Annotated in this window: 11 protein-coding genes; 7 read left to right on the forward strand and 4 right to left on the reverse strand. The window is 61.0% G+C overall.

Translation table 11 applies throughout. From position 1 onward, the window contains the following. Positions 1-14 precede the first annotated feature (14 nt). The gene (locus ACKVY0_RS27765) at positions 15-1364 is read left to right on the forward strand and encodes a sialidase family protein (protein WP_409218132.1); all 1350 of its coding nucleotides are present in this window, start codon (positions 15-17) and stop codon (positions 1362-1364) included. A 42-nt stretch (positions 1365-1406) separates the two neighbouring features. Here ACKVY0_RS27765 and ACKVY0_RS27770 read toward each other — a convergent pair whose 3' ends face one another. After that, positions 1407-2387: a hypothetical protein gene (locus ACKVY0_RS27770; RefSeq protein WP_409218133.1), complete on the reverse strand. Its 981-nt coding sequence runs from the start codon at positions 2385-2387 to the stop codon at positions 1407-1409. Positions 2388-2470: 83 nt separating this feature from the next. On the opposite strand from ACKVY0_RS27770, the gene ACKVY0_RS27775 reads away from it, so the two are divergent. Genes ACKVY0_RS27775 through ACKVY0_RS27790 form a run of 4 tightly spaced genes read left to right on the forward strand, consistent with a single transcriptional unit; the run spans position 2471 to position 9006 of the window. Further along, positions 2471-4009: a hypothetical protein gene (locus tag ACKVY0_RS27775; RefSeq protein ID WP_409218134.1), complete on the forward strand. Its 1539-nt coding sequence runs from the start codon at positions 2471-2473 to the stop codon at positions 4007-4009. Between the two features lie 5 nt (positions 4010-4014). Next, positions 4015-5757 (forward strand): DUF4838 domain-containing protein, encoded by a 1743-nt coding sequence (locus tag ACKVY0_RS27780; protein ID WP_409218135.1) that lies wholly within the window; start codon positions 4015-4017, stop codon positions 5755-5757. Positions 5758-5764: 7 nt separating this feature from the next. Continuing rightward, a complete protein-coding gene (locus tag ACKVY0_RS27785) occupies positions 5765-7831 on the forward strand; it encodes an alpha/beta hydrolase family protein (RefSeq protein ID WP_409218136.1) in 2067 nt (688 codons plus the stop codon). Between the two features lie 53 nt (positions 7832-7884). Further along, positions 7885-9006 carry a hypothetical protein gene (locus ACKVY0_RS27790; protein WP_409218137.1) on the forward strand — a complete coding sequence of 374 codons (1122 nt, stop codon included), beginning with the start codon at positions 7885-7887 and terminating at the stop codon, positions 9004-9006. A 9-nt stretch (positions 9007-9015) separates the two neighbouring features. Here ACKVY0_RS27790 and ACKVY0_RS27795 read toward each other — a convergent pair whose 3' ends face one another. Further along, positions 9016-10398 carry a sulfatase gene (locus ACKVY0_RS27795; RefSeq protein ID WP_409218138.1) on the reverse strand — a complete coding sequence of 461 codons (1383 nt, stop codon included), beginning with the start codon at positions 10396-10398 and terminating at the stop codon, positions 9016-9018. A 90-nt stretch (positions 10399-10488) separates the two neighbouring features. Here ACKVY0_RS27795 and ACKVY0_RS27800 point away from each other — a divergent pair, with 90 nt between their 5' ends. Together ACKVY0_RS27800 and ACKVY0_RS27805 are read left to right on the forward strand one after the other, a co-directional pair. Next, the gene (locus tag ACKVY0_RS27800) at positions 10489-11214 is read left to right on the forward strand and encodes a polysaccharide deacetylase family protein (protein ID WP_409218139.1); all 726 of its coding nucleotides are present in this window, start codon (positions 10489-10491) and stop codon (positions 11212-11214) included. 27 nt (positions 11215-11241) lie between these two features. After that, the gene (locus ACKVY0_RS27805) at positions 11242-12099 is read left to right on the forward strand and encodes an alpha/beta hydrolase (RefSeq protein WP_409218140.1); all 858 of its coding nucleotides are present in this window, start codon (positions 11242-11244) and stop codon (positions 12097-12099) included. A 3-nt stretch (positions 12100-12102) separates the two neighbouring features. Here the strand turns inward: ACKVY0_RS27805 and ACKVY0_RS27810 are convergent, their stop codons facing one another. Both ACKVY0_RS27810 and ACKVY0_RS27815 read right to left on the reverse strand, forming a co-directional pair. Continuing rightward, complete coding sequence (locus ACKVY0_RS27810) at positions 12103-13074, reverse strand: sugar phosphate isomerase/epimerase family protein (protein WP_409218141.1); 972 nt, start codon at positions 13072-13074, stop codon at positions 12103-12105. Between the two features lie 75 nt (positions 13075-13149). Next, positions 13150-13896 carry a four helix bundle suffix domain-containing protein gene (locus ACKVY0_RS27815; protein ID WP_409218142.1) on the reverse strand — a complete coding sequence of 249 codons (747 nt, stop codon included), beginning with the start codon at positions 13894-13896 and terminating at the stop codon, positions 13150-13152. Positions 13897-14038 lie beyond the last annotated feature (142 nt).

A 14038-nucleotide genomic window follows, 5' to 3' on the forward strand; every position in this document is an offset into this window, starting at 1 on the left:
CGTTCATTGAGATCATGAAATGCATTTTGTTCCTTCTCGCCGTTTGTGTGCACGTTTGGGCTGCTGATCCGCAGGTCATCGTGCGGCCGCGTGTGTCGGTCATCGAGCGTGCGGGGATCACAGGCGGCGGACAAATCGTTTCGGCGGGAGATCGGCTGCTGATGTTTTACCCGAATCATCCCGATGACTTCGGTGGCAGCGGCGGCACAGGGTCGAGTATTTCGGAGGATGGTGGGGCGACGTGGACGGCGCAGCCGGATGATTGGCCAATGCCGAAGATGGTCGATCTGTGGGCTGACAAGTTGCGCAATGGCGACCTGCTCGCGTTTGGCATCCGCTGGGTGCCTGATCCCAAGAAGCGCGGAGAGATGACAGCGAAGGATGTGCCGGCGGAGGCGTATCAAATCGCGATGTCGAAGGATCAGGGGCGCACGTGGCAACCAGAGGCGGCGGTGATCGAGTGTCCGGCGGAGTTCGGTGTTATCGCGCGCCCGCTGCCACACACGTTCGAGGATGAAAAGGGTGTGTTGTTTATGCCAGCGTATGCTTGGGGCAAGCATGGCAATCACGCGCTGCTTTTGACCTCGGTGGATCGCGGCAAGCGCTGGACGGTGCTTTCGAGCATCACGACTGCGGCGGCGATGGTGAAGGCGGGAGCACCGGTGACGACGCCGTGGCTGGAGACGACCGTTTCGCCGACGAAAGCCGGTGACTGGCTGGCCATCGTGCGCACGGGCAGCAGCGCCAAGGCATCGCTGGTGAGCGTGCGATCCACGGATCGCGGCAAGACGTGGTCAGCGCCGGAGAAAATGGCCGCAGATGGCAAGTTACCGACTTTGCAATTCCTGCCGAATGGCGTGCTGGCGCTGCTCACAGCGCATTCGAAGAATCACTGCCGCCTCTACCTCTCCGCCGATGGAAATGGCCGCGAGTGGAGCCACGCTCACGTTTTGACGAGCCTCAGCGGCGGCAATGCGGGCATGACCGTTGCGGGCAAAGATTCGCTCGTGGTCGTTTCGCCCGCGAATGGCCGCATTGATGCCTGGCGTGTGTCGATCCGCGCTCCGAGTGCCATGGCGCAAGATTTGGCTGCCCCAACGAACGCGGTGATGCGCAAGGGCACGTTAAGCTGGCAAGCGGTCGCGGGTGCGGTGGGCTATCGCGTGACGCCGGTGCTGGTGAAGCCGAGCGCGGCCTTCAGCGAGGCAGAGGTGCTGCCGCAGGCCACGCTGGAGACGCAGGCCCACCAGATCGACCTGAGTCGGCAGCTTTTGCCTGCCAGCATTTACCGATTTGAGATTCATGCCGTGGAGCGTGAGGGCCGCGTGTCGCCTCCGCTGTGCACGGCTGTCCTGACGTGGTGAGGCCAAGATCGATCCGAGATGCTCTGAATACTGAGTGCAGTGTCAGGCTAGGGGCAAGCTGGAGTCGGCCCGGCAAAGCTGGTCGTGCAATGCACGCACACTTTCGGCATCAGGATGAACGATGGGACTGCCGAGCCGCTCGATAAAACGGCAGGAGGCAAATTTGGGAACAATCGCTTGGTAACCAGCCACCCATCTCTCCCGGCGCTGCACATGCTCTGGGGGAAATGGCCACTTGGACTTGGGGAGGAGTTCCTTTGGCTTGTAGCCCATCCGCCAGTATTTTGGACTCACTCGTGCTCGGAAACAGGCTTGAAGAGCACAGAGTGTGGCGAATCGTTTGTCGGAGTTCAGATCATTAAGAGCCGCTTTGGCCGCCTCGCCCGTGGGATCGAACGCAGCGTGCATTGCGAGCAGCCTGAAACCCGCTGGTGTCTCATAGACACGCAGATGCCATTCGGGATGGGAAGCAGCAAACGAGCGAATGGCCGCCAGATTCTCCTGCTTAGCCAATGCCTCGGCTGTCGGACGGCGCATGCGGTTGACGGAGTTGTTTACTAGAGACCACAGCCACGGGATGCCGATGGCAATCGCACAACCGAGTAAAGGTGATCGCTGCCAAATACCGACGACGATGCCTGCGATTACGACCGACAAACATCCCGCTGGATGAATCCTCCAGGCACCCCGCCAAGGCGCATCCACATCCGCAAAAAATACATTCGGAGTATTGAGGCAAAGCGACCCATAGCTGTTGCGTGTGACGATGGCGTTCTCGTGGCGTGAGATGACCTCCTCGCGGATGGGCACACCGTCTTCAGCGCCATAAGCATCCTTGAGTTCGCGGCGACGGATATCCTCGCCGCTGAGAATGCGTTCCATCGCCTCTTGAGCACGTCGATCTGCGACTGATTGCGCATCCTCCTGGCTGATGTCTGACCACCCCCAGCGCTTCACCGTGACTTGTTTGGCTGGCGTTTTGCTTTGCAGGCGCGACTCAGCCCAGAAGTGAGGAATAACCATGAGCGAGTTTGTTGTACCTCCAATCGTTTGTCAAAGATCGAGGCACCTAGCGAGACGACACCCATCGGCGCCGTAGTTCGGGAATGCGATTTCTGCTCATCTTTCTGCCCGTCCTAGTCCTTGCAGTCGAGCCCATCCGCATCGGCAAAGAGCATCAGCTTTTCCTCGATGATCACCTCATCGAGCACACCGAGCATCTCACGCGGCGCGTGCAGCAGGCGCGGAAGCACGAGGCAAACCCCATGATCGTGCCGCGGGCGAAATGGGAGCCGGAGGGCTACTTTTTGCCGTCGGTGCTCTTTGATGAGGAGGAGCGCATTTTCAAAGCGTGGATCGATGGCGGCGGACCGGGCGTGTTTTACTTCACGAGCAAGGACGGCATCAACTGGGAGCGGCCGAAGCTGCACTTGTTCCCCGAGTTCGACGCGGAGCCGACGAATCGCGTGATCCTCAGCGGCTTCGAGTTTGATCAAAAAGAAGCGCCGCCGGAAAAGCTGGCCTATTTGCGCTCACGCGAGCGCGGATGGACCTACTTTTGCTACGCGAGCGGCGTCATCAAAGACAAGCGCGAGACCGATCCGCAAAAGCGCTACAAGATGGCCTACCTGTGGATCGACCGGAAGTTCCAACGCACGCCCACATCGAAGCCGGGCAAACTCACGGCGCTGGGTGTGGCCTTCAGCCCCGATGGCATCCACTGGACGCCGCACAACGAACCCGCGAGCTACGCGACTCTCGATGCGCCGATCCACGTGAACTGGGACGAGAAGCATCAGCGTTGGATCATGCTCGGACGAGCATTTGGAGTCGTTACCGATGAAAAGAAGGCCGCGCAGGCCGCCGAGCCGAACCTGCAATACAACGCGGGTCGCGCCGTGATCCGCTGCGAAAGCACCGACTTCATCCACTGGACGCCGGAGAAGGGCGATCTCGTCATGGCCAGCGATGCGCAGGACTCGCCCACCACCGAGATCTATGACATGCGCAGCATTCCGTATGCCGGGCTGCACATCGGCCTCGTGCACATGTTTCTGAACAATCCCGACAGCGTCACGCTGCCCATCCAGCTCGCTGTGAGTCGCGACAATAAAACCTGGCAGCGTCTCAGCGATCGCTCGCCCTTCCTCGCGCAGGGCGGCTTTGGCGAATGGGATCGCAGCGTCATCTCGCCGCCCACAACCGATCCGCTCGTCGTCGGAGATGAGCTGTGGTTTTACTACACCGGGCGCAATGGCTTGCACAGCACGCGCTGGATTCCTGAGGACAATCCGAAGCTGCTCGCCGGTGTGTCGCCATTTCGCGGCTCGCTCGGCCTCGCCACGATCAAACGCGACCGCTTTGTCGGCATGGAGGGCAACTATTTACCTGGCATCCTGCGCACGAAGCCCTTCATCCACGACGGCGGCACGCTGCATGTGAATGCGGCGGCGAAGTTCGGCATCCTCACGGTGAGCCTGCTCGATGAGTCCGGCGCCTCGCTGCAAAAGATCACGATCAAGGAAGGCGATGCCATCGACATCGCCATTCCCGAACTCACGAAGCTCTCTGCGCGGAAAGACCAGCCGGTGAGATTGGAGTTCAGCGTGCAGAACGGGCGGTTGTTCTCGTTTTGGATGGAGTAAAAATCATGCGCCCCCTCGTCCTGCTCTTCCTTTTGTCGTTGCTGCCTCACGCTCAAAGCGAGCCGGTCATCCACCATGCGGCAACTGCGAGTGAAACGACCCAGTGGGCGGCGAAGGAGCTGCAAAGGCTGCTCGTCGCTGCTGGCTGCGAGTCCAGCCCAGCGATCCGGCTCGTGGCGGATGATTCGCTGCCGCATGATGGATTTGAGATCCGCAGTGAAAAGGGCGGCATCATCATCGCAGGCAACGACAGCATGCCGGAGGGCACCTGGGCGCTGCCGAGTCATGGGACGCTATGGGGTGTGCTGGATTTTGCAGAGCGCTTTATCGGTGCGCGATGGCTGTTTCCGGGGCCGCTCGGTGAGGATGTGCCGAGGCTGAAGATACTGGGCATCGAGCTAAAGGAGCCGATTCGCGGCCAGCCGGGCTTGGCGGCGCGTTCGGTGGCTTATCTCGGTGAAAGTGACCGTGAGATCACCTCCCGCTATGTTCCAGTGCTCGACTGGATGAAGCATCAGCGGCTCACGAACGCGCTACATCCCTTCGTCACCGGCTACGGGCACTCGTGGGATGATTATTTGAAGCCTGCGGACATCGAGGCACATCCCGAGTGGCAGCCTTCGAGCGGCAACTTTGAGCGCAACGGCAAGGTGACCTTCTTTTGCACCACCGCGCCCGGTTTGGTGGAGCTGTTCACCAAACGCGTCATCGAAACGATGGATCGTAATCCGAAGCGCGAGATGTCGAGCATCTCGCCCACCGATGGCGGCGGGTTTTGCACCTGCGAGCGTTGCAAGCCGCTGCTCGACACCGATCCGCACGGCAAACCGAGCCACGCACGCGCAATGCTCACGTTTTACCAACGCGTCGGCGAGATCATCGCCCGCGAGCGACCCGGGCGCAGGCTCGGCGGCTTCGTGTATTACAACTACCAGTATCCGCCCGCGAACGCGCCGAAGCTGCCGGACAACGTGAGCCTCTGCTGGGCACCGCTGAACTACTACGGCTACGGTTTGCTCAAGCCGCTGTATCGCGCCGAGTTCGAAGGCCTGATGAAGCGCTGGAGCGAGATCACACCGCATCTCTTTTACCACAACTACTCCACCTGGATGCGCAGCCTCCACGGCGCACCGTTGCCGGTGAGCCTCGACATTTTGAAACGCGAACTGCCCGCCGCCGCGCAAAACAAGGCCTGGGGTGCCCGCATGGTTGGCACCAGCGCTTGGGGCGTGAACGCGCCGATCAATTACCTGCTCGCGAAACAACTCTGGAACCCGCAGCTCGATGTCAGCGCTACCCTCAACGAGTGGCTCGAACGCGCCTACGGCCCTGGCTGGCGGCACATGCGGGCGCTTTACGATGAACTCGACGCCAAGATGGCCACGCACAAAGCAGCGCAGTCGCCCATCTACAAAGGTGCCAACTACGAGGTGAACGAGGAAGTCATGCGCACCATCTACGCGCCGCTCTTTGCCACCATGGAGCAGCACTACCACGCCACCCTCGCCGAATGCGCCACCGAGGTGCAGCGCCAACGCCTCGCGATGTTCGGCCACAACCTCACGCAACTCCACTTCGCCCTGCGAAAGGCCGGTTTGATCCCTGACGATGACCAATCACTCTTCCGTCGCGATGACGCCGCGTTTGCGCAGTTCCTGAAGGACATGGAGACGACGTTCAGCCTCTACCGCGACAAGCGCGGCCTCGATCACGGCCCGATTTGGAAGGGCGAGTGGCGGGAGCCGTAATCGTGGCATGCGCTCCCTTCTTTTACTTCTCGCTCTCAGCTCCGCGATGGCTGCGGATGAACTCACCGTGCTCGATCCGGCATCCAAACCGGCGGAGGCGTTTGAGGGATGGCTTGTGCGTGAGTTCAATGCGCTCTGTGACAAACGTAGCGCGGCGTTTGAGGTGATGATCAAGAGCGAGGCGGTATGCAAACGCTGGCAGGACGAGCGGCGGGCGTTTTTTCTGGAACGCATTGGCGGGTTGCCGGAGCGCACGCCGCTGAATCCGCAGATCACAGGCACGTTGCAAGGCAAGGGCTATCGCGTGGAGAAGATCATTCTGGAGACGCGGCCCGCGTTTCATCTCACGGCGAACCTTTACCTGCCGAACACGCCGCCGCCTTGGCCTGCGGTGCTGGTGCCGTGCGGGCACAGTCATGAGGGGAAGGCGGTGGGACAGTATCAGCTCATCTGCATGCTGCTGGCCCGCCACGGCATGGCGGCGATGTGCTACGATCCCATCGGCCAGGGTGAGCGCTATCAGATGCTCGATCTGGCGAAGGAACGGGCTGTTTTCGACGATGCGCCGCATGTGAAGGTGCCGCATCCGAATGTGCGGCTCATGTGTACCACCGAGCACACAATGACGGCCATCAGCAGCGCTTTGATCGGCGCGAATGCGGCGCAGTTCCGCATCTGGGACGGCATGCGCGTCATCGACTACCTGCAAAGCCGCAAAGACATCCTTGCGGACAAGATTGGCTGCACGGGAAACAGCGGCGGCGGCACGGAGACCGCGTATTTGATGGCGCTGGATGATCGCATCCTCGCCGCGGCACCGGGTTGCTATCTCACGACGTTTCGGAAACTCATCGAGACCAAAGGCCCGCAGGATGGCGAGCAGAACATCGTCGGACAGATCGCCTTTGGCATGGATGAGGCGGATTACTGCATCATGCGGGCGCCAAAGCCCACGCTCATCTGCGCGGGCACGCGGGATGTCACCTTCGACTTTGGTGGCACGTGGGAGCTGTTTCGCGATGCGAAGCGCTTCTACTCGCGCCTCGGCCATCCGGACATGATCGACCTCGCGGCACCCGATGCGCCGCACGGCTTCACGCTGCAACTCCGCGAGGCGGTGACGCGATTCATGGCGCGGCATCTTCTCGGCAAAGACATCGTCGTGCGCGAAGTCGCGAAACTGCCGGATTCATTCACCGACGAGGAGCTTCGAGCTCTCAGCATGCCGGACTGGACGCCCGAGCAGCTTCAATGCACACCGAAAGGCCAGGTGAGGCTGCTGCCGGGCGAGCGCAGTGTTTTTCAAATCAATGCGGAAACCGCCACGAAGCTCAAATCGACCCGTGAAAGCGGATTGGGGCCCAAAACCCTCCTCGAGGCCATCGGAGCCTCCGAAATGATCGAGGAGCCCCAAGTCGAAACACTCGCTCAAATCACGCGCGATGGCTTCACCCTCGAAAAACTCGCTTTGAAGGCCGAGAACGCCTTCCAACTGCCCGCGCTGCTCTACACGCCTGCCAAGCCGAGTGGTCAGGCGGTGCTCTATTTGCATGGCGAGAGCCTCAAAGCGGATGCCGTCGCCATCGAGCAGCTCGTGAAGACCGGAAACCTCGTCCTCGCCGCCGAACTGCGCGGCATCGGCGAGACGGAGACCGGTTTGAGGCGCAAAGCCTTCGGCGCAGGCCGTTTCGGCCGCGACAACCTCGAAATCCTCACCGCCTATCTCATGGGCAAAAGCTACGTCGGCATGCGCACGGATGATGTGCGGAGCTGGGCACGCGTTTTGAAGACCAAAGCGGCGACGGTGAGACTTATCGCCACTGGCGAGGCCGCGATCCCCGCTCTCCATGCTGCTGCATTGGAACCCGATGCCTTCACCAAGATCACGCTGCGCCGCATGATCACCAGCTACGAGTCCCTCGTCGGCGAGGGAGAGACTTTCGACCAGACCGTGAACATGGTTCATGGCGTGCTGAGGCACTACGACCTGCCGGACTTGATCCAACTCGCCGGAAAGGATCGCGTCGTCATCGAGCAGCCCGTGGACGGGATGGGTCGTGATCGAGTGCCCTGAGTCTGGCAATGGCCTGTCAGATGCACGCAGGCTGGTTCGTTCATGCCTCTCTCATGAAAAAGACACTTCTTTTGCCCCTCCTGCTTGCCGCCTCCGCCTTCGCCGCAGATGAATCACCCGACGATGTGAAGATTCGCGAATCGATCCCGCTGGGCGGTGACTTCAAACCGGAGCCGAAGGTGGGTGCGTTTGTCGCGGTGGGGCATGGGGCGCGGATCATCGTGTCGAAGGACGATGGCAAAACGTGGAAGCAGGTGTTCTTCGCCGCGCCGGGTGCGGATCATGGGCCGTGGGCGACGAAGGCGGTCGGTTACACGAGTGGCGTCTTCGCGGTGCCCGTGGGCTGGGGTGCAGCGACGATTTATTTAGCCTCCGACGACGCGGTGAACTGGCGTCACCTCACGAAAGGCACGGCGAAGCTCCCAGAAGGCAAAGGCGACTTACGCGTGATGCCCGGCACTTGGGGCATCGCGGGTGGTAAGGGCACCTTCGTCGGCAGCGGCTACATGACGTTTACCGCCACGAGCGATTTCGGACAGTCCTTCGACACCTTCGGCATGTGGGGAAAATTCAAAGACGATCCGCGTGGCAAGCTGAGCACGCACCACGTCGGCACGGTGTATTGCGGCGATGCCAGCGGACGCTTCCTCGCGCTCGGAGATAATCGCGTCGACTCCGGCGCGAAGTTTGGCAATCTCTTCGCCAGCGATGATCTGGGTAAAACGTGGCGCTGGCTCGCACCGAAGGGTCTGGAGGCCTCGGCGGGCCGAGGCACGCTGCTCTGCAATGGACAGGTGCTCACCATGACCGACAAGGAAGCCGAGAACGCCTGGACCAGCACCGATGGTGGCGAAACCTGGACCGGGCCGCATCCCACCGGCACGAAGCGTGCGACGATGAGCCTCGTCGGCAAAGAGTTCTGGCTCAGCGGCATGCTTTCGCGTGCCAGCGCGGATGGTAAAACCTGGCGTGATCTGCCCGCCGCGATACCCGAGGGCAACGTGACCGCCTCCGACACCGGCACGCTCGTATGCGTGAACAACAAACGCTCCAACATCCTGCGCAGCACCGACGGCGGCAAAAGCTGGCAGGAAGTCTTCACCTTCGAGATGGCGAAGGTCAGCGGTGGTGCGCAGGGCCTGCGAGCCGTCGCGTGGGGGCTGGTGAGGCCGTGAGATGTGCGCTCAATTGTCCTTCACCTCCCCATGCTCGTAAGTCTTGGGCAACGTGTCGGTCCAGGCTTTGAGGCGAGTGGTGAGTTGCTGCACGAGGCCGGGCTTTTGCGTGGCGAGGTTTTGACGCTCGCCGGGGTCGTTGGAGAGGTCGTAGAGCTCGATCTCGCCGCGTGCGCGGTGCGGGAGGTGGAGCTTCCAGTTTTGCCAGCGCAGGGTGGGATCGGCTTTCTCGGAGTTCACTTTCCAAAACAGTGGCTTCGTGCGCTCATGGATGCCGCCGAGGAGGGCTGTGGAGACGTTTTCGCCATCGAAGTCGGCGGCGTTGAAGGTCACACCGGTGATGGCGCACAAGGTCGGCAGCCAGTCGGTGCCGCTGAGCACGGATTGAGCGTCCACGCGGCCTGCGGGCACTTTTCCAGGCCAGCGGACGATGAAGGGCACGCGCACGCCGCCTTCGTAGTCGCCGTGTTTTCCACCGCGAACCTCGGGACCGGCGTATCCGAGCAGATGATGCGCGAGACGGGCTTTTTCGGTGGTGAGGGGCTTCTTGGCGGCATTGGCGGCGGTGCGCTCACGCAGGACATCTTGCGGCGATGAGGGACCTTGATCGCTGTTGAAGACGACGAGGGTGTTTTCGGTGAGTTTGAGTTCATCGAGCTTCGCCAGCAGGCGACCGATGTCTTGATCCATGGAGAAAGCCTCGCCGAGAAAGCGCCGCATGGAGTCATCCACATCGCCGCCGTGCTTTCGCACCGTGGCGAACTTCTCGCGCTGGTAGTCGGAGAAGTCGGCGTCCTTCACCTTCAAGCTGGCGAACTCATCGACAAACTTTTGCGCAGGATCGACCGGATGATGCGTGATGTGACCCCACACATTCATGTAGAAGGGCACATCCTTGTGCCTCTCCAGAAAGGCGATGGCGTTATCATAGACACGCGTGTCCTTGCCGCCATCGACCGGCTTTGGGGCCGCGTTTTCCTCGTCGGAGCCGATCACGTCGATGCCATAGGTCCCCGGTGTCACGGTCGGCCCCATGTGCCATTTGCCGAAGTGGCCCGTCGCGTAACCAGCCTTCTTCATCAGCTCCGTGACCGTCACGCGATCCCCAAAGCCAAAGCTGGCGGGATACTTCGCAAAGGTCGCTGGCCGTTTGCCGGTCATGAGGCCCGTGCGTGCCGGGCAGCAGGTCACGCCGGTGGCATAGAACTGCGTGAACCGCGTGCCCTCCCGCGCGAGGCGGTCGATGTTTGGCGTCTTCGCATACGGATGCCCGTAGCAAGCCGGATCACCCCATCCGTAGTCGTCCGCGAGGATGAAGATGATGTTCGGCCTCGGTGCCGCATGCAGCGAGCTGACGAGCCAAAGCGAGAAAAGGCAAAGCAGGCGAGTCATGGCCGCTATGAACGCGCAACGAGCACGCGGCTTTCGAGCTTCTGCTTCCAGGCTTGCAGAGCGGTGAAGCCTCCGAAAGTATGCGGCTACATGAAACATCTCCTCTTTGCTCTCATGCTCGTCAGCTCGCTGCACGCCGAAGCGGTGCCGGATAAACTTGTCGTGCTCACGTTTGACGACTCCGTGGCGAGTCAGGCGAACTATGTGGCACCGCTGCTGAAGAAATATGGGTTCGGGGCGACGTTCTTCATCACGGAGGGCTTTGAGTTCCTCGTGGACAAGAAACACTACATGACCTGGGAGCAGATCCAGGCGCTGCACGCGGATGGCTTCGAGATCGGCAACCACACGCGGAAGCACGCGGGCGTGGCGAAGCAGAAGCCGGAGCAACTGGCGGCGGATGTGGAGTTCATCGAGCAGCAGTGCGTGAAATACGGCATTCCGAAGCCGTTGAGCTTCTGCTACCCCGGCTATCAGACAAGCGAGGCGGCGGTGAAGCTGCTGCGGGAGCGCGGCTACCAGTTTGCACGGGCGGGTGGAGCGCAGGCATTCGATCCGACGAAAGATGATCTGCTGGCGCTGCCGCAGGCTTTCGATGGAAAGCCGGACAGCACGCTGGAGCAGTTCAAGACCGCCGTTGCGCAGGCGAAGAACGGAAAGATCGCGGTGATGACGTTTCACGGCGTGCCGGACCTCAAACACCCGTGGGTGAACACCGATCCAGCGAAGTTTGAGAGCTACATGCAGCACCTCAAAGACGAGGGTTGCACGGTGATCGCGATGCGGGATCTGGCAAAGTATCTGGCGAAGAAGTAAGGGCTGCATGTGCGTATAGGAAGAACCATGAAGCCCTTCCTCTTCGCCAGCCTCGCTCTTTGTGTCTCCGCCTTTGCCCAAAACGTCCAGCGTGACATCCGTTACCTTGATGACGGCCACGCACGGCATGTGCTGGACATCTTTGCGCCTGCGAATGCCAAGAACCTGCCCGTTGTGTTCTGGATTCACGGCGGCGGCTGGCAGCAGGGTGATAAAGGCAACGTGGATATCAAGCCGCAGTGGTTCATGGACCAAGGATTCGTCTTTGTCTCCACCAACTATCGCCTGCTGCCCGAGGTGGACATGGGCACGCTCATCCGAGACTGCGCTAAATCGTTCGCCTGGGTGCAAAAAAACATCGCGCAGCACGGTGGCGATCCAAAGCGCATTCTCGTCGGTGGCCACAGTGCCGGGGCGCAGCTCGCGGCGATTCTTTGCACGGACGACCGCTACTTGAAGGAGGCCGACGCTGATTTCAGCGCTCTCATCGGCAGCGTGCCGGTCGATGGCGACACCTATGACATTCCGGCAATCATCGAGACGGCGGAGACGCGCCTGCGTGTGCATGGCATGCCGATGCCGAAATACGGGCACCGCTTGAAATTCGGCAACGATGCGGCGCTGCACAAAGATTTCTCCGCAGTGACACATGTGGCGAAGAGCAAGGGCATCCCGCCCTTCCTCATCCTGCACGTCGCGAATCATCCCGACACGTCCATCCAGGCGCGACGCTTCGGCGCGGTGCTCACCGAGGCCGGCGTGCCCACCACCGTCTTCGGCGCGAAGGACACCGACCACAGCAAGCTCAACGACAACCTCGGCAAGCCGGGCGATCCGGCGACGGCGGCGCTGAGTGAGTTTGTCGCGAAAGTGTTGAAGAAGTGAGGCTCACACGCCCGCGATGATCTTGTTCAGACGATCCGTGAACTCGGGCAGCGGCAGACCGTTGTCCTCGACGGTGATCCAGCCGTTGTAGCCGACGTCATCGAGCGCCTGGCGCATTTTCGGCCAGTCGATGCTGCCATCGCGCGGATGCACGAACTTGCCGCTGTGGTTGTCCGGGGCGAGGGCGTAGTCCTTGATGTGGATCTTCTTGATGAGGCCGCCCAGCGTGTGAATCCAGTCATGCACCGGCACGAGATACTTCACATGATTGCCCACGTCGTAGTAGGCCTGAACAAACGGATGATTGAAGGACGCGACGAAGTTCTTGTACAGATCCGGCCGCACCCACAGGTTGTTCCAAACGTTTTCGAGGCCGATGATGACGTTCAGTTTTTCGGCCAGCGGGATGAGCTTCGTCACCTGCTCCTTCGAGCCGTCGGTCGATTTGTTTTGCAGCATGATGTAGCGGGCAAACGGTGCGTTGTCGCCCTTCACCACGCGGCTGACGTGGCCAGTCTTCTCGTCGAACTCGATGTCGAATTCCCACGGCTCCGGCAGCTTCACCGTCGGGCCACCGACGCGGCATGGCACGAGCAGGATCGTCTCCGCGCCGAGCCAGTTTGCCGTGCGCAGCGCCTTCTCCGTCACCGCATAACTCGCCGCCACTTGTCCTGGATCATCGCTATTGAATTCCGCCCAGCCACGCAGCACCGAGTGGACCTTCAAACCGATGCCTTCGACGAGTTCGCGCGCCTTTTTGGCCTCCGTTTCGTCATCAAAGAGATGCGCGACCTCCACACCGTCGAATCCGGCATCCTTGAGATCGCGCAGCGCCTTCTCCTCCGGCTTGCCGATGATCTTGGCCTTCTTGATCACCGTTTTGAAGGATGCTGCGGAGGAAAACAGCGAAAGCGAAGCAGCGCCTGCGGTGACGAGGAATTGACGACGATGGAGAGAGGATGCGTTTGGTTTCATCGGAGAAGCCAAACGTCTTGGAAAGAGGGCTTGTTGCCGTCGGACGAGTCAGACTGGTCTGACGAGTCCGACTTGTCAGACGCCATCGCTGATCTCACGCGTGCCTTTGCAGTCCGGGTAGCCGGAGCAGCCCCAGAAATCTTTTCCGGCATGCGCGCCACTCTTTGCGGTGCGCTTGCGCATGGGCTTGCCGCACTCGGCGCAGGCGGGTGTGTCTGCCTGCTCGTTGCGCATCTTCATGCGGGTGGCGTAGAGACGCTCGGTGAAGCCGCCGTTTTCGGCAAAATCTCGGCCCTGGCTCTCAATCTGGCGTTTCAGTAGATAGGCCGCTTGGTTCACTGCACAGAGCATCGCGTTGGCAGCCAGTTCGGGTTCTGCTTTCTTCACAAAGTCCGCCAAACCGGCCAATCCCGTGAGCTGGACCTTGCCGTTGGCCGGCGGGAGATCAGGAGCCACGTCATGCGTGAGGCGCTCGCGCATCGCGAGGCACTCCCGCGACTCCTTGGGCCACACGCGCAGACTGCGGTGCAGCAGGAAGCTCTTGTAGTCCTTCAGCAGTTCATCATTGAGGCTCGCACGCGCCACGTTGGTCAGTTTCATCTCCGATTTGCGCGAGGTCGCCGCCGCGCCGCTGCCCTCGCTGATGTTGCGCACGCCGCTGCGTGCGGCCTGCACCATTTGATCATGCGTTCGGGAGCTTTTGGGAATGAACCGCTCACAGAAGACCACCGTGGCATCATAGACCGCCTCCGCGACCTTGTAGCTGCCCAGATTCTCGTAGCCGCCGTGCGGCATGAGCGGACAGGAGTCGTCTGGAGTCATGCGCGCATTGAAAAGGTGCGCAGCATGTCTGACAAGTCCGACTTGTCTGACAGGTCCGACGCGTCAGACCCGTCTGACTACCTCATGAAGATCCTTTGTGCTCTCCTGATCCCCGTACTGCCACTCTGCGCTGAATCCATCT

The sequence above is a fragment of the Prosthecobacter sp. genome, from assembly GCF_046154365.1.
In the GTDB taxonomy this organism is placed as follows: domain Bacteria; phylum Verrucomicrobiota; class Verrucomicrobiia; order Verrucomicrobiales; family Verrucomicrobiaceae; genus Prosthecobacter.